A 19,754-nucleotide genomic window follows, 5' to 3' on the forward strand; every position below is an offset into this window, starting at 1 on the left:
ACAAACCTTGAGGTGACGCCATGTGGGGAAGGGCTACGGCCGCACCTACTTCGCGGTCACGCCCGCAGGGTCGCTCGCTAGCGGCTTGCGGACCTATTCTATCAATGACAGCGGTTGGAAGCGGTACAACCTGTCCGCCTTCATCCTGCAAAGCCTGAGTGGCGACCTCCGTCGCGGCTTCGGACTCGGGGCCGGCGTGCTCTATGGTCGCATGCTGGGCAAGTACAAGCGCAGCCCTATAGTCAGCGACGTGGGCGATGCTGACCAGCTCGCCGCCGCGGTCGGGCTGACCTACACCTTCTAGATCGCCGGGGGGGGCGGTCCAGCACCCGGCGGCCGCCACATACAGGCGAGTGACGGTCAGATATAGCCGCTCGCGCTTTCACCAGAGTGAACAGCGCGGGCTGAAAAGCCGTTCGGTTTCGCGAACCTGGAGAATACCCCAAATCCCGCCATCCAGCTCAGCATGGCCACGCACGACCGGCGGGCCGATGGAGCAATCGACTGGCTGAAGAAGCTGGTGTTTTCGGTTTCCGCCGCCTGAAGGCCTCAAGCAACTAGGGCGAATTCAAACTGCGCGGTGCAGACGGGCTCTGCTCTGCCCTCTTGGAACGCTTCAGCCTCCATCGCCGCGACGCGTCGCCCGACGCGTCTGATCGCCGGGGCGGTGCGCAGGGGTGCCTGCCGTGCCGCCGAGAAGAACTGAAGATGGGTGCTGATCAACCGCGGAGGCCGCGAGAGAGCCAGCGTGCGCAGCAGGGTCAACCCCGCCGACAGCTCCAGGAACGAGGTGATCGCGCCACCGTGAAGTGCGGGCAGCATCGGATTGCCGATCAGGTCGCCTGCGGGCTCAAGCACGAAACGGCCCTCGCGTTCCGTCATCATGGCGTCGAGCATCTGGGCGAAGCTGCCCGGCGTCGGGCATGCCGGCGGGCGATCCGGCGTCACAGCGCGACCCGGTTGATCGAGAACACGCCCTGGGCTGTCGCGGTCAGATGGGAGGGGTCGGTGTCCCAGACCTCGGTACGGACGAACGCCAGATGGTCGGTTGCGTCGTAGCAGTGCGCCCATGCCGTTGCAGCACATCGCGTCGCAATGGGACGGATGTGGTCCACCTTCAGGTTTAGCGTCGAGATCGCCAGCCGCTTGCCCAGCCGGGACATCACCGCCACGCCGCATGCCTGATCGATGAGGCTCGTCAGGACACCGGAGGCAAGCACCTCGTCGTCGTCGGCCAGATCCTGACGCCAGGCGATCCTCATCGAGCTTAACCCGTCACCCGCCGAGATCAGCTCGATCGCGAGCCAGTTGCTCCACGGAATCCCGGCCGGTTGCAGCATCCAATCCTCGCCCATGCGCTAGCTCCTCTCGAGCGGTAGTCTCCACCTGGTCGCCCCGGCACATCAAGAGATTATCAAAGGAACAGTACGGTTTACATTCTCGAACCTCGACCTATCCTGTTCGTCGTCCATGGAAACGCGGTCGAACAAATTTCTGGTGCTCGTGGTGACCGGCTTTCTGCTGGGCACGCTCCTGATCTTCACGCTGTGGTTGTTCGATGCGCGCGATGGAGACGGAAATCCCTATCTGATCCGCTTTACTGGAAGCGTTGCCGGTCTGGAGAAGGGGTCGCCGGTGACCTTCTCGGGCGTTCCGGCCGGCCATGTCACGTCGATACGGTTCGACAAGGAGGACCCGTCAGCGGTTCTCGTGACCGTCAGCCTCGAGCCTCGAATCCCCGTCGTCGCAGGCGTGAAAGCGTCGCTCGCACGATCGGCACTTACCGGAACCGCGAACATCAGCCTCGATGGCGCCCGGTCTGGTGCGCCCCCGATCGTTGCGGCGAACGACGGGGAGCTTCCCGTCATCCCCGCCAAGGAAGGCGGGCTCCTTAGCGGCGGAGGGGACCCCGTTGCACTGGTCGAGAAGATCAGCCGCACCGTGGACTCTGTCACGCGCAACCTCGGCGCCGCTCAGCAGCAGCGGGCCAGCGATCGGCTGGCGGCGCTCGCGGAGAGTTCCGCCGGTTGGGCAGACAGGGCCGGAGGGGCGTCCGATAAGCTTTCCGGCGCGCGCGGTCGCGTCGTGGCCGTAGGGAACGCCTTGCAACGATCCGGCGACAGCGCACAACGGTTGAGAGCTGTCCTGGACGAACGTCGCGCGACCGTTCTCGCGAAAGCGAACCGCACGTTGCTGAACGCTCGAGACGGAGCTGAGCAATTTACGGCGCGCGTAGAGGCGGTTCGGCCCACGATCCGCAGCGCGACTGCCAAACAGGCCCAACTGCGTGAGACCATTCGTTCAGCAAGGAACAAGGTCGGTGCTGTCAGGGATACGGCCGTTCGCATCGATCAGGAGGGGCTGGGAGTGGGTGCTCCGTCCCTCCCGACCTACAAGCCGGGGTCACGGCAGTGATCGACCGCGAGACGATAGGACAGTCCTGGGCTGAGCTCGGGATGGCAGGCGGCCGGCCGTCCCGGCGTGATTTCTCGTCAACCGGTCCGGATCGCGCTATCCTCGATCCAGGAGAACGAGATGAGCGATGAAGATAGAAAGGGGCGGCGCCCAAGGAAGATGGGCAGACCGACGACTGAGGCCGCGCTCCGCCTGACCTCACACATCCTCAAGAGCGCCCGCGAACTGTTCTTCGAACACGGGTTCGACGGCGCCAGTGCCGACATGATCGCCGAACAGGCGCGCATCTCCAAGCGGACCCTGTACGCGCGCTTCGGCAGCAAGGCGCGCGTGTTTGAGGCGGTGATCCTCGACGAGATCGACACGCAGCTGCGCGCGCTCGAACCCTCCGGCAGTGATGAACCCGACATCGGCCCGCGACTGCGCGTGATCGCCGATCGCCTGCTCGAGTGGCTCCTGACGCCCCGGATCGCTTCCATGGAACGTGTCGTCATCGCGCAAGCCGTGCGCTTTCCCGCGCTTGCGGCGAACATCCACGATTTCGGTTACCAGCGGGCCGTCCAGTGGGTGGCATCGATTCTCGCCCATGCCAATGCCAAGGGAGAGCTTTCGCTGGCCGACCCAGTATTTGCTGCCGAGCAGTTCGTCACGCTCGTCGTGGTCGCCCCCATGCGCCGTGCAGCGCTGGGGTTGTCTCCGCCAGCGTATGACGAGGCGGCGCGCGATCGTGTCACACGCGGTATCGACCTGTTTCTTGATGGCTGCCGCCCGCGGCAGGGGGATGATTGCAGCGCGTGATGCCCACCACGGACGACGAGCCTCAGATCGGTGAGCGCGCGCGCCTGGCCGAGCTTATCCAGATCATGGGGCGCCACGGCCTGAACGGGCTCGCCTCGCGCTTGGGTCTGCTGCCCGGTCGCTCGGAGCAGCCGGTGGACGTCGGTACGCCCGAGCGGGTCGTCGCGCTGCTGCGGGACCTTGGACCTGTCGCGGTCAAGCTGGGGCAGGTGCTCGCGACCCGTGAAGACCTGCTCGGGCCGGAATGGGTGCGCGCGCTGTCGACGCTGCAGGACCGGGTTACCCCGCTGCCGTTCGAGGCGCTGGAGTCGACGATCCTGACCGCGCTTGGCTCCCCGATCGCGGACGTGTTCGCGAGCTTCGACCGCGAGCCGATCGCCGCGGCCTCGATCGCGCAGGTTCATGGTGCCACCCTGCTCGACGGAACCGAGGTAGTGGTCAAGGTGCGCCGGCCGGGGATCGCGGAACGCGTCGATGCCGACCTGAAGCTGCTCCGCCGCGTCGCGCGGCTCGCGGCGAGGCACTCACCGGAGATTCGCCGCCTCAAGCCCGACGACCTGCTCCGGTTCTTCGCGGAGAGCCTGTCGCAGGAAATGGACCTCAGCGCCGAAGCAGCAGCCTGCGAGAGCATCGGCGCCTTCCTGCAGCCGCTCGGCGTTCGCACGCCCGCCTTCTACTGGGATCAGGTCGGCCGCCGGATGAACGTGCAGGAGCGGCTTAACGGCATGCCGGTCCGCGCGATCCTCGACGGGGCGGGTGAGGGCGGTGCGGACGTCGCCAGCAGATACGCCGATGCGGTGCTGCGGATGATCATCTTCAACGGCCGGTTCCACGCGGACCCCCATCCCGGCAACGTCTTCGTCCTGGCCGATGGGTCGCTGGCGTTCATCGACTTTGGCGCGGTCGGCGTGCTCAGTCCCGCCCGGCGGAACGAGGTTGTCACGCTCGTCCTTGCCATCGCGAGCGAGGACACGCGATCGGTGACGGACGTGCTGCTTCAATGGTCGGGCGAAACCGACGTCGATCGCCAGGCGCTGACCCGCGACCTCGACGCGCTGATCGGCCAGTTCCGCGGGGCAGTACTCCGGCAGATCGAGCTGGCGGACATCTTCGGACGCGTGTTCGCGCTGCTGCGCACCTACCGCCTGGCGCTGCCACCCGACCTCGCCCTGCTGCTGCGCACCCTGCTGATCGCCGAAGGTTTCGTGCGACGGCTCGATCCCGGCTTCGACATCGCGGCGCGCGCCGCACCGATCGCGCGCGAACTGTTGCGGGAGCGGATCGGCCCCGCCGGCCTCAAGCGGGGCGGACGCCGGCTGGCCACGAGCCTTGGCCGTCTGGCCGCCGCCTCGCCCGAGCTGGTGGCCTTCGCCGAGCGGGTTGCGCGGTCGGGCGCGCTGCCGATCGAATTGCAGGGAGGCGCGGTTTCCTCAACTCCGGCATCGCCCCGGCGCGCCGATCCCAACGTCCTGTCGGCCGGCCTGCTGGTCGCTGGCGCGATCCTTCAGCGCGACCATGATGTTGTCGGCGCAATGTTGATGGCGTCTGCGGTGCTGCCTGCAGGCTGGGCTTGGTTTTCGAGCAGGCAGAGGCGCTGACTTCCTGCTGCCCAACCTTCCGCATACCCGATTCCCCACCCTTGCCCTATCGCGCGCTCGTTCGCCTATCGGGCTTCATCGCTGAGGAGTGGAACAATCCAAAGGAGGCGGCGTTCCCGAACAAGTAAACCAGTCGGTGTATAATCGGCACCCCTGGTTCGATCGAGCAAGGGCTTTTGCGTGTCGGAACAACCGGATCACGAACTGCATGTACCGACTGAGGAGTGGCGTGACTTCGGTGCTGCACTGAGCGACCTGATGCCCAGGCTGGCGAGCTACGCGCGATCGCTGGCCAGAAACCCCGATACTGCACAGGACCTTGTTCAGGAAACCTTGCTGAAAGCCTGGCGCAGCCGCGCGTCGTTCGAGCCCGGTACGAATTTGAAGGCTTGGACCTTCCGTATCCTCCACAACTCCTTTCTGTCACAGGTGCGTCGTCGAGGCGCAGGACAAGCGGGCGAGACCGCCGAACTCATCGATGTTCCGGTGGCGTCAAATCAGGAATCGGTCGTGACGTTGAGCGATGTCCGCCGCGTGTGGCCGCGCCTGACGCCTGAGCAGCAGCGGTGCATTCGATTCATCGGGATCGAGGGGCTAAGCTACGAGGAGGCGGCCACAATCGAGCGGGTTCCCGTCGGCACGATCAAAAGCCGCGTGGTGAGAGGGCGGCAGATGCTGCGCGCACTCTTGGATCAAACGAACAGCGTACCAGCCAAGGGAACAGCATCCCGGATCCTGTCGGTCGATTCGCCCCCTCGGTATGAACCTTCGCCCGTTGATGATGCACACTCAAAACAGATCGAACTGCTGCGAAGCTGGCGCGCGAAGCGTGCGGCCGCTCGCTGCGCCGTCGGATGACTTCTTGGGATCCGCCTGATCCCATTTGTGTCCCCTCCGTTTAGACCTGCGATGGACTGCCGTAGCGCCACGAGTTGGTGATAGCACGATGGCGATGCCGGCGGTTCGCGCGATGACGGCATAGCGGGCGGCATGGATGCGTCGTGCCCGATGGCCACGATCCCGATGTCGCGCACCGTGTCGAGCCGTTCGACGATCCCTTTCAGGTTGGCGGCCGATGGTGCTTCTGGCCGGCATCGCGCTGGGATGAGTTGATGCCGTGGGCTTGGCAGCCTGGCGATCCGATGATCGCGCAAGCCGCCTGATACCTCGCAGCAAAACCGCTCATTGCGGGCGTCAAACGATCATGTAAGCTGTCCGCTACGATCGCGTGCGAAGGGAGCTAGCGATGAATCCGATCCTGGTGGGATTAATAGCGGGCGTCCTCTTCGGCTGCGTTGACGTTGCCCTCATGCTGCCGATGGACTTCCCGGACAAGAAGGCCGCTCTCATCGCGGCTTTCTGCAGCCGTTTTGCAATCGGATTTCTGATCCCGCTTATAAGGATGCCAATCCCCCCCTGTTGCCGTCGGTGTGTTGGTCGGATTGCTGATCAGCTTACCAGACGCCATTATCACCAAATCCTACGTCCCCATCCTGGCCAGTGGCATCATCGGCGGCGCAATCATCGGATGGGCCGCGTCCCGATATACCGCGTGAAGCCACAGCTCCTCGCTTAGCGCGCTACGTGGCAGATGCGGCCTTCAGACACCGCTTACCGCTCGGCGATGTTGTTGTCGATCTCGGCCGTGCCCTCGTCGAGGAAGCGGGTGAGCGCCTCCCAGCGCCGGCGGCCATAAGCGAGCGCCTGGGCCATCGCCGATTTGGGCGACAGGCGGCGAAGGGCATTGTCGATCGCGACGCGCAGGTCCTCGATCTGTGGACGGCTGCGCTCCTGCCGGCATCGCTCCCGGACATCTGGCGGCGCGCCTCGTATCTCGTCCTCTAACCCACCTTTTAATGCTGAGCTTGTTGCCGTGAGCTCATCAGAGACGACAGCCTCGGGATATGGCGGCTCCCCGTAAAAAGCCCCGCCGCGCAAACCCCGCATCGATTGCGGTATTCAGGCGACGTTGCGCTGGGGCTGCGCCTGTTATTTCCCTCACCAAGCCACGAAAGGGTATGATCGAGTTGACAATCGTCTTTCCACCAGCTTCCGCTACTTTACCAAGACGATTTTCGTTACGGTCCGCTCCTACATCGAAATCCGGTCCGAGAACATCGTCCAACTCAGCGATATTACGCTTTATCTCGTTGCAGGTGCGGGTCGATGCCCGATCGTATGGGTTAGAAGAAGCGCTTAAGAGAACGGGTGGGATATCCTGCTTTACCGCTCCAACGTCTTTAGCTGGTTGGGAGGCAATAGATCGAACTGAATCCGGTCCGGTATTTTTGGATTCCTTGTGTCCCTCCTGAGCCGCGCCGGCAGACGCAAAAGTCAGTACCAAGATTGTAAAGGCAGCTGAAACTTTCCTCATATCTGTCCCTATCTACTATGATAAAATTCAGATATTCCTGTACCACAGGGTAATCTCTTGTGTGATATTGGAGACACCGGCACGGTAAGCTGCAACGATGGACGTCACTGTAGCATCAGTGGCTCTTGTTCGAGATTCGAAGGACCGCACTGCCACATCACGTGCTGCCCCGCTTGCAACCTCTGCGCGCACGACAATAGTGATCAATGGGGGAGCCTTCAGTCCCTGATCAAAGGTGGCCGTGAACTGCGAAATTTCCGCCGACATGATGTCCGCCGGTTTTTGGAAGTCGCTTCGCGCAACTCGCGTTCGGGAAGACTGCTCCAGCTGGTCAATCAGAGCTAGACGGAACATCTCCGGGACGGGTTGGGACCAACGTGCTTTTGCGAGAGCAGCAACCCGCGAGTTGGCATTGGTTTCAATGCTGTCAGGCCGTAGATTATTCGGAAATGAGAATTGGCGGACAGCAACAACCCGTGCATTGGCATCAGGCTGCCTTTGCGGGGGCTCACTGCGAAAGGAATATAGGTCCGCAGGCTTACCTCCGCCCAGAAGCCCACCAACACAGCCCGACAGCGAGACTAAGAGGAGCGCTGAAGAGATTTTCAACGTATTTTTCACTTTGGCAGCTCCATTTCTCGCGCTTTCCCCCTTCCGAGAACAGAGCGGGGATCTTGCTGTATTTGTCGGGTAAGTCGATCAAGTGACTCGGCAGCCTTTTCCAGCCCACGTAGAGCCCCCGCCACGCGATTACCTTCTGGCCCCTCAAGACCTTCTGCACTCGCGTTCAACTTAGCTATAAAAGCCCGAGCATCGTTCGTCGCGCTCTTCGCATTCGCGGCCGCTTCTCGGATGTCTGCAAAGGCTTGCGTACCATCGCCCTGAATAGCGGTTCTCGCAGCCGCCGCAGCCTGCTCGATGTCACCCGACGCTGAATCAAGGCGACGGATTGCATTTTGAGCATCCGCAAACATTGCCTTTCGACTGTTAAGTTCTGCCGTCACTGATCTGATGTCAGCGAGCATGCCATCGACCTTTGCGATATTTCGGTCAGAAAGTACCCGATTGACCCGATCGAATGATTCAGAAACCTTAGCGAGGGTCTGCCCTCCCGCCTCCAGCACCGAATCCAACGATCCGGGCTTCGCTCTTATTATCGGGGGCTGCTCACGCGACGCATCGCGAAGCAGTGGCCTTGTAGGCGAACCAGGAGTTAACTGGATAATGCTGACCCCTGTCACACCTTGGGACTCTTTTGAGGCAAATGTATCTACCCTTATCGGCGTATCCTCTTCGACCTTCACATCGATAATCACGCGGCGAGAGTTTGATGGATCTACACGAAGCTTTGTGATCTCCCCGACCTTGATGCCATTAAAGTCAACTTCGCTACCTTCGGTTAGGCCGCGCACAGGTCCGTCAAAAACAGCTCGATAATGGTCGAAGCCTTTACCAAATTGGTCATTACCTAGCCAGAGAATGAAGACGATCGCTGCGACCAGCAGACCAACTGTCAAACTACCTACTAGAGCGTAATTGGCATGTCTCTCCATTTAGTTGCCACCCGAGTTGAATCGCCGTGCTCTTCGGCTTTGGAAATAAGAGCGTGTCCATTCGTCTTCAGAATCACGTAGTTTTTCGACTGCGTCAGACGCGACGATTTTTTTGTCCGCCAGAACTGCTACTCGATCAGAGATTTGAAACAGGCTGTCCAGGTCGTGGGTGACCATGACGACAGTCAACTCCAAGGCATCACGCAGCGATACGATCAAGTCGTCAAATTCTGCAGCAGCGAGGGGATCCAGGCCTGCCGTTGGCTCATCTAGAAAAAGAAGCTTCGGGTCGAGCGCTAGTGCACGTGCAACGCCGGCGCGTTTCTTCATGCCGCCTGAAAGTTCTGCCGGCCGCTTATATGCGGCATCATTAGCAAGCCCGACCAAAGAGATTTTCATCTGGGCCAATCGGCTTAGAAATTCGCCTCGGATCTCGGTATGTTCAAGAAACGGCGCTTCGACATTCTCCTGAAGCGTCAGGGATGAAAATAGCGCGCCGTTTTGAAACATCACGCCCATGTTTGATGCAAGCCATTTTCGATCAGGATTATTGAAGATGTCCTGACCGCCTACTACTACCGATCCAGAAATCGGTCGCTGTAATCCCAACATCGTATTGAGCAAAACGGACTTTCCTCCGCCCGAAGCACCAACTATTCCCAGAATCTCCCCGCGATAGACGTCGAGGTCTAAATCTTCGTGGATTACCGTTTTACCGAACGCTGTTTTAAGGTCGCGTACCTCGATCACCCTTTCCCGCTCGGCCATCACAGGTCCAGTTTCATGAAAACGAGGGCGAAAGCCGCATCGAGAAGAATGATAGCGAACAATGCCTGCACGACTGCGGTCGTGACGTTTCTACCCAATACCTCGACGTCGCCCCGTACGGCCATTCCTTGGCGGCAGCCAGTGAGTGCAATGATGATGGCCATTACAGGTGTCTTGATCAGACCAAGCCAGAAATGCTGGAGGTCCACCGTCTGCCGAAGACGCTCTACGAAAAACACTGGTGAAATATCCAAAGAAGCCCAGCTCACAAGCAGGCCACCAAGAATGCCGGCAATCATCGCTGCGACTGATAATAGCGGGAGAGTAATGATCATCGCCAGCACGCGTGGGGTTACAAGCGCCTCTGTGAGATCGACACCCATGACCACCATTGCATCTGTTTCTTGGTTCATTCGCATAGCGCCGATTTGAGCAGCGAATGTAGACGTCGATCGGCCAGCCAGAAGAATTGCCGGTATTAGCACCCCAAACTCGCGCAATACCGACACCCCAACGAGTTGAACGGTAAAGACCGATGCGCCCAAGTTCTGCAATAGGTTCGTGCCGACCAATGCGACCACTGCCCCGATGAAGAATGTCATCGTCATGATGATTGGCAGCGCCTCGAGACTTCCCTGCTGCATCACGCTGACTAGCGCTCGTACGCGTAACCTGCGAGGGTTGATAACCGCTCTTCCAACGCCCACCTCAGAGCGGCCCAGGAACACGATATTACCATATAGCTCGCCCAGCGCTGTAACCACTTTGCGGCCCAAGCCTGTGAAAAAACCGTAGGACTTCCTGGGCTTTTTAGTCGCATGTTCCTGCATCGCTGGGGCAACGATGTCTAAGACACGCCGAAGCTGCTCTGGGACGTTGTCCCCTAAATCTCTGACACCAAGCGCATGAAGGAGCGCAAATGCGCCAGCACTGTCTACCCGCCCTAATTGGCTCCAGTCGATCTGATCAACTGCTGCCAGCGCATGGCCATTGGCGTTTTCTTCTACCGATTGAACCGTAGTGGCCAACCAATCGCCCGAAATTTTCGTTGCGTTGTTTTCGGTAAGAACGGCTGGTTCAGAGACAGGCAAAATGGCACCTATAGCCGTTTACGGTACGGTACGGTATACTTATTGCGAGAGCCTATGCAATAGGGAGTTCGCACTGCACGGGGGGCCGGGCTGAGCTGGCCGCTGCCGCACGGGATGAGCGACGGCGCGCTGGCGCTAAACCGCGAAGCGGGCAACAAGACCGGCTATCGGCGGTACCCCGAAGCCCGACTGGCCCCGGCTCCATCGCGAGATGCAGTGCAAGCATGTGACGCTGCAGATCTTGTTGCGGCCCTCAACACTGTCAGCGGCTACGATCTTTGTCGCGCGGCGCCGGCGATTGCGTCGGCGGCGCCGCGCTTCCTATTTCCGCGTCCAGCGAGCCTCCCGACTTGATCCGGTCAGCGACGAGCTGGCGGGTCGACTCTCCGATCGTCCCGACCATGCGTGCGCTCTCGCCCCGCTCGCGCGCGGTCTGCATGGCGGCATCGACGATCGCCTGCGCCGGCGCAAGGCGAGGATCGGCGTGATTCATCTCGGCAGTGTTCTTCAGAAATGCCGCGGCGAGCCGTTCCTGGCCCGGTGCATGCCCCGGCGGGAGAACCGGCTTTTCCAAGGCTCGGACCGCCCGCTGTAGCTGCGCCTGCTGTTGGGAATTGATCTGGATACCAAGCGCGGCCCCAATCTCCCGCACACGCTCTAGCGGCGTCTGCTGCGGGCTTATAATGGCATCGACCTGCCGCACCCCTAGGTAGGTCAGAAGGTGCGATTGATAGACCGGCCCCTTGGCGTGGCGAACATAGGCAAGCTCGGTGCGTGCGCTCGCGATAGCGGCCGACGACCCATCATCGTTGATGAGGCCACGCAGCCGCTCGGCCGCCTGCTGGCGCGCTGCGGGCAGATAGCGATCCAGTTCCTCGCGCACCTTGGTCAGCGTCAAGCGGTAGCGTTGCCCCTCGGGCGGCGCCCGCTTGGGGAGCATCGCGATCCCGGCGGGACCGATGCGCGCTTCGGGCGCGAGGTCGCGCCGTACTGCTGCGGCCGCGAGGACGGCGGCCATGCCGCGATGATCGCCCGTCAGGAAGCCGTGGCGGGACGCCTCCATCCATTTATCCTTGTCGATCGCGGCGACGCGGATCGGATGCCCCGCCTCGCGCGCGATCTGCGCCGCATGATGGCGCATCGTGCGCCCATTGCCTTCGCGGAAGGGATGGATGGCGTTGATCTCGTTGATGTGATTGCCAAGCCGGTCGAAAAACTCATCTCGCGGAAGGCCTCGAAAGCTATTCTGCTGGCCTACGTCCCCGAACCGCTTGTCGAGTTCGCGCGCAAGGTAAGGGACGGCGGCAAAACTCGATCCTCCCTTGGCTATGTTCACCGTGCGGTCCTGGCCCGCCCAATCGTAGAGGTCTTGAAACAGATGCTTGTGAAGCGCGCGATAGCCCTCAGCGGTCGCCGGAAACGTCAGGCGCGCAGCCTCAGCCCCGCGCGCCAGCATCAAGCGCCGCTCGGCCTCGGTGAGCATTTTATCATCGGTGATCCCCAGCTTGTTCCGAAGCGTCTCGGTGCCGGGATAGATGTAGGGATCGCTTGCCAATGTCAGGCAGCGATTTGGCGGGTTCCGGGCTGATAAAGGCTGAGGATGATCGATGCCATGAGGGGAGGTGGCACGCCTTCGTCGAGCATCATCGCGAACATCGCATCTTCATCGCCGGTCGGCGTCATGTCCTCGATGACGAGATTGGCGCGCGCCTCCGCTACATCTTCACGCCAAAGCGCTACCTGCTCGGGGGAGCCGCGTTCGAAATCCATTTGCCGGACGCGCTCGCGCAGCTTTTCAAGATCGATCTGAGCCACCGCGTCATCCTTTCTTCGGTTAACCAATACGCCTTCCAGCGCGATTTCTCAACAAATCACTCGCCAAAATCGCCATTCCCCTCGTCTCACGCCGCGCCCGAATGGGCGCGGCGTTTCGCGACGGCCGATCAGTATTCGCTCGCGAGCATGATCGTCAGCACCCGCTTTGTCTGCTGTTCATCCCACGGCGCTTCACTGCCATAGGTCAGGCTGGCGTCGTAGTAATCGACCTTCCAGAAAACGGTTTCGCAAATCTCCTTGTCGTCGCCGGGCCGGTCCTGCGTCCATTGCCCTGATCCAAGGCGATAAACCGCACCGAAATCATGCTCGCCATAAGGGTCGTTGTCGCTCTCGAATTGCGAGTAGCTCACAATCGCCGCCAGAGCCGTAAAGCGGTCCGCATCGGGGAGTGCCTGAAAACCTAAGGTGACGTTGGCAATCGAAGCGGTGCCAGGATGGCTCCGCGCCGCGTCGTTCAGTCGACGGATGGCATCTAGATGTTCGGGGATATGCATATCGTTCCTCCTGCTGGCATGGGCCGCAAGGCCACTCGGGCCTCACGGCCCTGCCTTTCCGGCGAGGAACGGGATGGGGAGGGAGAGCGAGAATCTTCGCCGCTGGCGCGGGCGAGCCGCCCTAGCGCGGCCGACACCTGCAGGGGCGTCGGGTGCCGGGCTTGGCGGATTACACGGGCGGCAAGATTGTCGTTCGGGAACGAAAGGGCAGGGTGCCCTTGGTGTTCCCCCCGCCGACGCGATGATCGCGACCGGCACAAAGGCGCGGTGCGAATGTCGCACGGCCTTTGGCAAGCGAGGTTTGCTACTCGCGATATTCTGCTTTCGTTCTCGTTCGGACTGACTCATAGAATCGTCATGCCGATCATGGCCGAACATCGCTGGCTCTACCCGATCGACTGGCCCGAGCTGTCGAGGCTTATCCGGTTCGACCGCGCTAAAGGGCGCTGCGAACATTGCCGACGCCCGCATGGCGGTCATGTATTTCATCTAGGCGATGGGCGCTGGTGGGACGCGGCTGCACGGCAATGGCGTGATGGGAGAGGGCGCCGGGTGGGCGTGCCGCGTGCGGATCTTGCGGCAGTCGTGCGGATCACGCGGGTCTATCTGGCCTGCGCGCATCTCAATCATGACCCCACCGACAATGCCGCGCGCAACCTGGCCGCACTTTGTCAGCGATGCCATATGATCCATGACGCGGCCGAACATCGGCGCCGGCGCTGGTTGAATGCCTATCGCCGCCGCGCCTTGGGCGATCTGCTCGATGTTCTCGGCGCGCCCTACGCAGCGCCAACAGGGTGTGCCACATGGCACACCCCTATCCGTATCAGTGACCTGTCGCCGCTGCGCATAATCGCCAAGGCGCCGCCCGTCCCTTGTGGGCGGGCGGCGCGCGCGGGCCTGAAAGGGCCGTGAGCGCGCCCGCACCGCATCGCGGTGCGGGCGCGCCGGCGATGGGCTCGATATGCGGATGCTCTAGCAAACCGGAAAGATGGGAGCCGATTGGAACCGGCCCCCATCCACTCGTCATGCCATTTCGTCGGTCATATCCTCTGCCTCGCTGTCGGCGTCGTCCATATCGGGATCGAAATCGTCCGCCTCGCCCTCGGGCTGATCGAACGCTCCGATCTGCATGGGCGCGGGGAGCCAGTGTGCCGGAAGCCGCTCCGATACATTGACCGCCAAGTCGCTCTTCTTCTTGATGGTGGCGCAATTTTCGGCGCTGGGGGCACCGCATTCCTCGCGCAGCAGGTCGATCAGCGCGGCCCGACGCATCTTGTCGAACAGGGCGATGGGGGCGCTCCAACGGGCGGCGACGTCCACACCGCTTGCACGGGCGATCTGCTCGAACTGATGATGCCGCTGACCGGGGCAACCGCCCGCAAACACCGTCCCGTCCACCGTCATGGCGACCAGTCCGGCCAGCAACGCCATCTTGTCCTCGCTGCTCATGGCGCGGATCGCCTCGAAGCGGCCCTGCGCGGGGATCGACGCGAACCGGGTCGCCATCATATCCTCGACGGGCCGAACATCGCTGGTTGCCATAAGCTCGTCGGGCACATCGGTCGTGACGGTCTTGGCCTGCACTTCAATCGCCATCTGATAGCTATGTGCGCCGTGGAGCAACTGGCCTGCGAGGCTGTCCAGCATGATGTCGAGCGCCAGCGCCGGGTCGGCCGCAACCGCTTCCTGCACGATCTGCGTCTTGATGCGGGTCAGGTCCGCGAACAGGCTGTTGGGATAGAGCGGGGCAGGGCCACCCTGCGCGCCGCCCGCCTTGGGCTTCTTCTCCGCCTTGGCGCGATAGATGCGCTTGCCAAGCGAGCCGTCCCGCTCGATCCAAAGCGCAACGCCACCAATGGCCTTCTGCTCGGCATTGTAGAAGCGCAGCGCGTCGGTGATGGCTTCGCGTTCCGCCATAAGCGGTTCGATGCGGTCGCTGTCTTCGCCCTCGGCTTCGGCAATCGCTTCCATTTCGGCATCCAGTTCCGCCAACCGTGCGGCCTCCGTCTCGGACGGCTCGCGCTCACCGGGATAGAGATAGCCCTTGTTGTAGAGGTCATAGGGCTGGCTGATGGTCGCGCCGACTTCGAACCAACCGATCGCACGATAGTCGGCAGCAAGCGCGTCCAGCTTGGCTTCGGCAAGTTCCTGCACGATTTCGGGCTGATCGGCGTAACCGCCGTCCCCTTGGCTGAACAGGTCCGGGGTGATGGTGCCGCCCTGATCGGCATAGGCGTCGCGCCCGACGAACAGGAACTCACCGCTTTGGGTCGTCAGCTTTTCTTCGGTGAGCATCCGGCGGATGGTATGGGCCTGACCGTTCGACGCCTTGAAAACGCGCATCTGCTCGGCATGGTCGCCGGTGAGGGTGAGCGCCTTGGCCGCGTCGATGGTCAACTGATCCTTGGCGAGAATATCGATCAGCTTGGGATTGAGCGCGGAGAGCCGCAGCATCCGGGCAACATGGCTTTCGCTATAGCCGAACCGGGCAGCAATATCGGAGGGGTCCATGCCGATGTCGCGCATCCCTGCGAACGCGCGGATCGCGTCGGCGGGGTGCATGTCCTCGCGCGCCGCATTTTCGGCATAGGAAAGCTCGATGGCTTCTTCCTTGGTCCGCATCTCGACGGGGAAGAGATCGCTATTGCTGACCTTCTTGCGCTTCACCAATTCCTTGAGCGCCCGATAGCGCCGCCCTCCGGCGAACACCCAGAAAAGGTCATCTTCCTCATAGACGACGAGGTTCTGCAACAGGCCATGTGCGGCGATGTCGTCGGCCATGCTGTCGATGGCGGAAGGCTTCACGCGGCGGCTGTTGAGGGGGGAAAGGCGAAGCTGCGACAGCTTGACGGTGATGATAGCCATGATGAAACTCCTATGATCTGTATCGATGGGGAGGGGTCAGCCTTCGAGGCTCGCGAGTTCGTCAAATTCGACCGATGCGCGCTGGGCGCTTTCGCCCGCGTAGGTCGCGCCGGATCGGGGATAGAAGAAAACCCGGTCGCCCTTGGCGTAGGGGGTGCCGTCCACGCCGGTCCCGTCCACCTTGGCCCGCTTCCAATAGGGGTCGCCCTTGTATCGAGTGTAAGCCATTGTCCTTTCTCCTTCTTTCGAGGCGCAGCCGGTTGCCGCTGCAACCGGGGTTGCCTCTCCGGCGAGGAGCGGGACGGGGAGGGAGGAGGAAAATCGATGGCCTGGTGCGGGCAGGCCGCCCTAGCGCGGCCGACGCCTTCAAGGCGTCGGGTGCCGCGCTTGGCGGACCACACGGGGCTGTCGATTTTGCTTCGGGAACGAAAGGGCAGCAGCCCTGGTGTTCCCTCGCGCCTGACGGGCCTCCGGGGGAGGGCCGTGGGCGCAAACAGGCCAGCACCGCGCCCTGCGCGGCCTTAGGTGTGCCACATGGCACACCTCACGCGAGGATCGTCACCCTCCTGGGACGAGACGCCGGCACGGTGGCTCGGTCGGCGCGCAGCGCCGATAGAGCCGTGCCCGGCAGGGTCGCGCCCGAATTTGTTGTCTTGGGATCGTTGCCGCTCTAGCGTCAGCTCCGCGTCTGCCGGACTGAGCGTGGTTCTCTCGATCGAAGCCGTTGATGCGGGGCTACCCACCCCATGATGCGGGGAGGAATGCGCGCGCGACGATGAGTTGGACCCTGTTCATTGATGAGTCCGGTCAGGATCAGCGCCATTCGCCCTATGAGGTGCTTGCGGGCATCGCGATCGAGGATCGGCGGGTATGGCCACTGATCCGCGATCTGTCCGACGCACAGCAGCATATCTTCGGAATGCGGTTGTTCGAGGCGTATGGCCGGGAAGCCAAGGCGCAGAAGCTCCTTGATCGCAAGACGTTCAAGCATGCGGCGCAGCTCGATGCGTTCGAGCATGCCGAGCGAACCCAGCTCGCGCGCGAATTGCTGATCGACGGGACAGCGGTGACGCGCAATCGGCTGACCGCCTTGGGGCAGGCAAAGATCGAATATTGCCGTTTCAGCCTCGATCTGGCGCGGCGTCATGGCGCGAGGGTCTTTGCAACGATCGTCCCGCGCGAAGCGCCACGGCCCGACCGCAGTGACGCGCTGCGCAAGGATTACGCTTTCCTGTTCGAGCGCTTCTATTATTTCCTGAACGGCCTTCCAGGCGACCCGATGGGCTATATGGTATTCGACGAGCTGGACCGCAGCGCCGCGCATATCCTGCTTGGTCAGGTATCGAGCTATTTCGTGAACACGCGCAACGGCCGAAGCCGTTCACGCCTCATCATTCCCGAGCCGTTCTTTGTGCATAGCGATCTGACGACGCTGATCCAGACGGCTGATATTGTGGCTTACGTCATCAGTTGGGGTCTGCGGCTACGCCGCATGACGGCACCGGCGCGGGAGGAGCTGCGCCCGCTGGTGGATCTTGTCCACCGACTGCAATTCAAACGGGAGACGGAAGGGGGCGATCGGATCTACGGGATGAAGCTGATCAACGATCTACGGCCAAGGCCCTTGGCCTGAAACGAGAGAAGGCAATGCACGCGTCGCCGCGAACAAAGCCTCCGCGATCCTATTTAATCGATTCGCCCCTATTTTCAATTAAGATTCGACGAGATGCCGCGCCGCTCGCCCGCCAGCGGGCGAGCGGCGCGCGATTTCCGGGGTCTGGTTGGGCGCGCCGCCACGCCCCGGCCCTCATCGGGCCGGGATCATGGAGGGCGATCACGCCGCCGCATCCAATTCGGAGACTGTCTCGATCGCCATGCGGCTCAACAGCCAGTCGGAAGCATCCTGCGCGAGCCGCGCGGCGGTGAAGATACACCTTTTGTCATTGCGAAGGGCCGCCAGCCAGCTCGCCAGATAGGCGGCATGGTCCTCGCGGTCGTGGAGTTTGATTCCGATCGTCGCGCTGATGAACGCGGCCCCAAGCTCGGCCACCAATTCCTCGCGGGCATAGTCTTCGCGCTTCGTGGAAATGAGGGTCGAACGGGCGAGCCGATCCACATGGCCGCTGGCGTGACATAGCTCGTGCGCGAGCGTCGAATAATAGTCATCGCTGGTGTGGAAGTCGGCAAATTCCGGCATGACGACATGATCGCCGCTTGGCTGATAATAGGGCTGCGCGCCGTGATGACGCACCGTGACGGGTACGCGGGCAAAGAGCGCATCCAGTTCGGCGTCCCGCTCGTCGGGATTGGTCGCGGTGATGATCGGGGCTGGGGTAGGATATTTCGCCTCGATGCCGTCGATCTGCTCGGCATTGAAGACGGTGTATCGCTTGAGAAACGCCACCTGACGCTTGCCGTCCTCGCCTCCCTGATCGCTGCCACGTTCGCCCTTGTCGGCGTCCACTTCGATCTTGTTGGCATAAACGACGGTCGAGCCCTTTTCGCCCTTGCGGACGCATCCGCCAAGCGCGAGCGCCTGCTTGAATGTTAGCCAATGCGGGGAAGCAAAGCCCTTCGTCATGGCGGCGACCCACAGAGACAGGACATTGATGCCGCGATAGGGCACGCCGGTCGAGCGCAGCGGGATATTCGGCGCGGTGCGGCCGTTCCACGACTTCGACCAAGGCCGGGTGCCTGCCTCGATCATGGCAATCATCTGGTCGGTGATCTCCTGATAGATGTCGGCGCGGTTGTCGTTGATACGTCCCATGATTTTTCCTTTCCTTTGAGGCTGAAAGCCGGTCGCAACAGCAACCGGCTCTGCCTTTCCGGCGAGGAACGGGATGGGGAGGGAGAGCGGGAATCTTTGCCGCTGGCGCGGGCGAGCCGCCCTAGCGCGGCCGACGCCCTGCAAGGGGGTCGAGCGCCGCGCTTGGCGGATTACACGGGCGGTAAGATTGTCGTTCGGGAACGAAAGGGCAGCCGCCCTTGGTGTTCCCCGCGAACGGTGGCGTCCGGGGGACGGCTCCGTGTCGTCACGGGGTCACGCCGCGCCGGAGAGCGCGTCGAATTGATCGAGCAGCGATGCCAGGGTGGACGTTGCGCGATCGGCGCGCTCATGGTTCCAGTCTGTCCGCCGCTCCCGATGAAAGCCACCCTGCATGAAGAACGGGTGCGTGTCGTCGATCAGGGCACAGAGCGGCGATGCGAGGATAAGTCCTTCGGCTTCCGCAGCGGTAGTGGCACGCCGCAGGTCGTGCCCGATAGCGCGGTTGCTCTCGTCGGTATGACCGTGAATGACGAGATAGCATTTCAGCGCCAGCTCGAGCGCGATAGCGAGCCGATAGAAGCGATCCTGTAAGGGGCGATCAATCGTCCCAGGCGACGGATAGCCCAGAAAGCCGCGCGCATTGCCCGCTAACGTCCTTGCGAGATCCAGGTCAGGGTGTGCCATGTGGCACATATGCGGCCGCTCGATCACAGCCATTGCCCCCCAAGCCCGGCCCTGAACTCGTAGGCGAGGACGGCGCCTCCGGCGACCAGGGCGGCGAGCGCGAACAGCGCGAGCCGCGCCGGGATGCCGGGGCGCGATCTGCCGTCATCGGTAATGGCAATGGCGGGGCCGATCACGAGCGCGAGGATCAGCGCCGGCCCCAACTCGTGGAGGACCAGGCCGGGAAGACGGTTCGGGAGCAGGTAGGGGTAATTACGGAGGACACGGCCGATCAGGACCGCGCCGACGACCAGCGACAGCGCCGCGCCCCAACGGCCGATCAGGATCGCCGCCGGGGAACCGCGTTCAAGCATTGGAGCTGTTTCCCGATGAACGCCGCCCGCCCGCAGGGGCGGTCTGCTGTGGCCTAGCCCGATCGTCACCCGGATGGGCGGAAACCCGGTGGCGGGGTTCCGCGGAGCGCCGCGATAGCGGCGCGCAGTAGAGCGCGGGCCGAAGGCAGGCC

The 19,754-nt window shown here is 62.4% G+C and carries 23 protein-coding genes and 1 pseudogene; 8 read left to right on the top strand and 16 right to left on the bottom strand.

Annotation, left to right across the window (positions count from 1 at the left end; genetic code table 11):
• Window positions 1-22: 22 nt before the first annotated feature.
• On the top strand, window positions 23-304 hold the full coding sequence (locus tag ACFOKF_RS01080) for a MipA/OmpV family protein (protein ID WP_380792342.1): 282 nt from the start codon (window positions 23-25) through the stop codon (window positions 302-304).
• Between the two features lie 245 nt (window positions 305-549).
• Here the strand turns inward: ACFOKF_RS01080 and ACFOKF_RS01085 are convergent, their stop codons facing one another.
• Together ACFOKF_RS01085 and ACFOKF_RS01090 are read right to left on the bottom strand one after the other, a co-directional pair.
• Window positions 550-948 (bottom strand): PaaI family thioesterase, encoded by a 399-nt coding sequence (locus tag ACFOKF_RS01085; protein WP_380792345.1) that lies wholly within the window; start codon window positions 946-948, stop codon window positions 550-552.
• On the bottom strand, window positions 945-1,355 hold the full coding sequence (locus ACFOKF_RS01090; RefSeq protein ID WP_214202524.1) for a PaaI family thioesterase: 411 nt from the start codon (window positions 1,353-1,355) through the stop codon (window positions 945-947). Before ACFOKF_RS01090 ends, ACFOKF_RS01085 begins: the two co-directional genes overlap by 4 nt.
• Before the next feature lie 115 nt (window positions 1,356-1,470).
• On the opposite strand from ACFOKF_RS01090, the gene ACFOKF_RS01095 reads away from it, so the two are divergent.
• The 5 genes from ACFOKF_RS01095 (at window position 1,471) to ACFOKF_RS01115 (ending at window position 5,974) form a co-directional block, all read left to right on the top strand.
• Window positions 1,471-2,415, top strand: coding sequence for an MlaD family protein (locus ACFOKF_RS01095; RefSeq protein ID WP_214202523.1), 945 nt, complete (start codon window positions 1,471-1,473; stop codon window positions 2,413-2,415).
• A gap of 120 nt (window positions 2,416-2,535) precedes the next feature.
• The gene (locus ACFOKF_RS01100) at window positions 2,536-3,213 is read left to right on the top strand and encodes a TetR/AcrR family transcriptional regulator (protein ID WP_214202522.1); all 678 of its coding nucleotides are present in this window, start codon (window positions 2,536-2,538) and stop codon (window positions 3,211-3,213) included.
• Window positions 3,210-4,811, top strand: a complete 1,602-nt coding sequence (locus ACFOKF_RS01105) for an ABC1 kinase family protein (RefSeq protein WP_380792364.1) — start codon at window positions 3,210-3,212, stop codon at window positions 4,809-4,811. The genes ACFOKF_RS01100 and ACFOKF_RS01105 overlap by 4 nt, the downstream gene beginning before the upstream one ends.
• 180 nt (window positions 4,812-4,991) lie before the next feature.
• The gene (locus ACFOKF_RS01110; RefSeq protein ID WP_343222314.1) at window positions 4,992-5,669 is read left to right on the top strand and encodes a sigma-70 family RNA polymerase sigma factor; all 678 of its coding nucleotides are present in this window, start codon (window positions 4,992-4,994) and stop codon (window positions 5,667-5,669) included.
• Between the two features lie 143 nt (window positions 5,670-5,812).
• Entirely contained in the window at window positions 5,813-5,974 is a 162-nt protein-coding gene (locus tag ACFOKF_RS01115; RefSeq protein WP_214202520.1) for a hypothetical protein, read from the top strand.
• A gap of 104 nt (window positions 5,975-6,078) precedes the next feature.
• On the opposite strand, the gene ACFOKF_RS01120 is transcribed toward ACFOKF_RS01115, so the two are convergent.
• The 9 genes and pseudogenes from ACFOKF_RS01120 to ACFOKF_RS01160 all read right to left on the bottom strand — a co-directional run bounded on the left by ACFOKF_RS01120 (window position 6,079) and on the right by ACFOKF_RS01160 (window position 12,927).
• Window positions 6,079-6,279 carry a hypothetical protein gene (locus ACFOKF_RS01120; protein ID WP_214202519.1) on the bottom strand — a complete coding sequence of 67 codons (201 nt, stop codon included), beginning with the start codon at window positions 6,277-6,279 and terminating at the stop codon, window positions 6,079-6,081.
• Between the two features lie 146 nt (window positions 6,280-6,425).
• Window positions 6,426-6,656: pseudogene (locus ACFOKF_RS01125) on the bottom strand (IS66 family transposase); the annotation flags it as partial.
• A gap of 556 nt (window positions 6,657-7,212) precedes the next feature.
• Entirely contained in the window at window positions 7,213-7,806 is a 594-nt protein-coding gene (locus tag ACFOKF_RS01130) for an ABC-type transport auxiliary lipoprotein family protein (RefSeq protein WP_214202518.1), read from the bottom strand.
• Window positions 7,803-8,702, bottom strand: coding sequence for an MlaD family protein (locus ACFOKF_RS01135; RefSeq protein WP_379556474.1), 900 nt, complete (start codon window positions 8,700-8,702; stop codon window positions 7,803-7,805). Before ACFOKF_RS01135 ends, ACFOKF_RS01130 begins: the two co-directional genes overlap by 4 nt.
• A 36-nt stretch (window positions 8,703-8,738) precedes the next feature.
• Window positions 8,739-9,506 carry an ABC transporter ATP-binding protein gene (locus ACFOKF_RS01140; RefSeq protein ID WP_214202516.1) on the bottom strand — a complete coding sequence of 256 codons (768 nt, stop codon included), beginning with the start codon at window positions 9,504-9,506 and terminating at the stop codon, window positions 8,739-8,741.
• Window positions 9,506-10,597, bottom strand: a complete 1,092-nt coding sequence (locus tag ACFOKF_RS01145; protein WP_246544413.1) for an MlaE family ABC transporter permease — start codon at window positions 10,595-10,597, stop codon at window positions 9,506-9,508. The genes ACFOKF_RS01140 and ACFOKF_RS01145 overlap by 1 nt, the downstream gene beginning before the upstream one ends.
• Window positions 10,598-10,859: 262 nt before the next feature.
• Window positions 10,860-12,152: a Fic/DOC family protein gene (locus ACFOKF_RS01150; RefSeq protein WP_214202515.1), complete on the bottom strand. Its 1,293-nt coding sequence runs from the start codon at window positions 12,150-12,152 to the stop codon at window positions 10,860-10,862.
• A gap of 2 nt (window positions 12,153-12,154) precedes the next feature.
• Window positions 12,155-12,412 (bottom strand): hypothetical protein, encoded by a 258-nt coding sequence (locus tag ACFOKF_RS01155; protein WP_214202514.1) that lies wholly within the window; start codon window positions 12,410-12,412, stop codon window positions 12,155-12,157.
• A gap of 128 nt (window positions 12,413-12,540) precedes the next feature.
• Window positions 12,541-12,927 (bottom strand): DUF3768 domain-containing protein, encoded by a 387-nt coding sequence (locus ACFOKF_RS01160; RefSeq protein ID WP_214202513.1) that lies wholly within the window; start codon window positions 12,925-12,927, stop codon window positions 12,541-12,543.
• Window positions 12,928-13,200: 273 nt separating this feature from the next.
• Here ACFOKF_RS01160 and ACFOKF_RS01165 point away from each other — a divergent pair, with 273 nt between their 5' ends.
• A complete protein-coding gene (locus ACFOKF_RS01165) occupies window positions 13,201-13,842 on the top strand; it encodes a hypothetical protein (protein WP_246544411.1) in 642 nt (213 codons plus the stop codon).
• 111 nt (window positions 13,843-13,953) lie between these two features.
• Here the strand turns inward: ACFOKF_RS01165 and ACFOKF_RS01170 are convergent, their stop codons facing one another.
• Both ACFOKF_RS01170 and ACFOKF_RS01175 read right to left on the bottom strand, forming a co-directional pair.
• The gene (locus ACFOKF_RS01170; RefSeq protein WP_214202512.1) at window positions 13,954-15,795 is read right to left on the bottom strand and encodes a ParB/RepB/Spo0J family partition protein; all 1,842 of its coding nucleotides are present in this window, start codon (window positions 15,793-15,795) and stop codon (window positions 13,954-13,956) included.
• A 36-nt stretch (window positions 15,796-15,831) separates the two neighbouring features.
• Entirely contained in the window at window positions 15,832-16,023 is a 192-nt protein-coding gene (locus ACFOKF_RS01175; protein WP_214202511.1) for a hypothetical protein, read from the bottom strand.
• A 547-nt stretch (window positions 16,024-16,570) separates the two neighbouring features.
• On the opposite strand from ACFOKF_RS01175, the gene ACFOKF_RS01180 reads away from it, so the two are divergent.
• On the top strand, window positions 16,571-17,428 hold the full coding sequence (locus tag ACFOKF_RS01180; RefSeq protein WP_214202510.1) for a DUF3800 domain-containing protein: 858 nt from the start codon (window positions 16,571-16,573) through the stop codon (window positions 17,426-17,428).
• 201 nt (window positions 17,429-17,629) lie between these two features.
• On the opposite strand, the gene ACFOKF_RS01185 is transcribed toward ACFOKF_RS01180, so the two are convergent.
• The 3 genes from ACFOKF_RS01185 to ACFOKF_RS01195 all read right to left on the bottom strand — a co-directional run bounded on the left by ACFOKF_RS01185 (window position 17,630) and on the right by ACFOKF_RS01195 (window position 19,602).
• Window positions 17,630-18,565 (bottom strand): ArdC family protein, encoded by a 936-nt coding sequence (locus ACFOKF_RS01185; RefSeq protein ID WP_214202509.1) that lies wholly within the window; start codon window positions 18,563-18,565, stop codon window positions 17,630-17,632.
• Between the two features lie 273 nt (window positions 18,566-18,838).
• Complete coding sequence (locus ACFOKF_RS01190; RefSeq protein ID WP_214202508.1) at window positions 18,839-19,282, bottom strand: hypothetical protein; 444 nt, start codon at window positions 19,280-19,282, stop codon at window positions 18,839-18,841.
• Window positions 19,273-19,602, bottom strand: a complete 330-nt coding sequence (locus ACFOKF_RS01195) for a hypothetical protein (RefSeq protein ID WP_214202507.1) — start codon at window positions 19,600-19,602, stop codon at window positions 19,273-19,275. The genes ACFOKF_RS01190 and ACFOKF_RS01195 overlap by 10 nt, the downstream gene beginning before the upstream one ends.
• Window positions 19,603-19,754: the final 152 nt, after the last annotated feature.

Origin of the sequence: Sphingobium rhizovicinum, from assembly GCF_042647625.1 — a bacterium.
In the GTDB taxonomy this organism is placed as follows: domain Bacteria; phylum Pseudomonadota; class Alphaproteobacteria; order Sphingomonadales; family Sphingomonadaceae; genus Sphingobium; species Sphingobium rhizovicinum.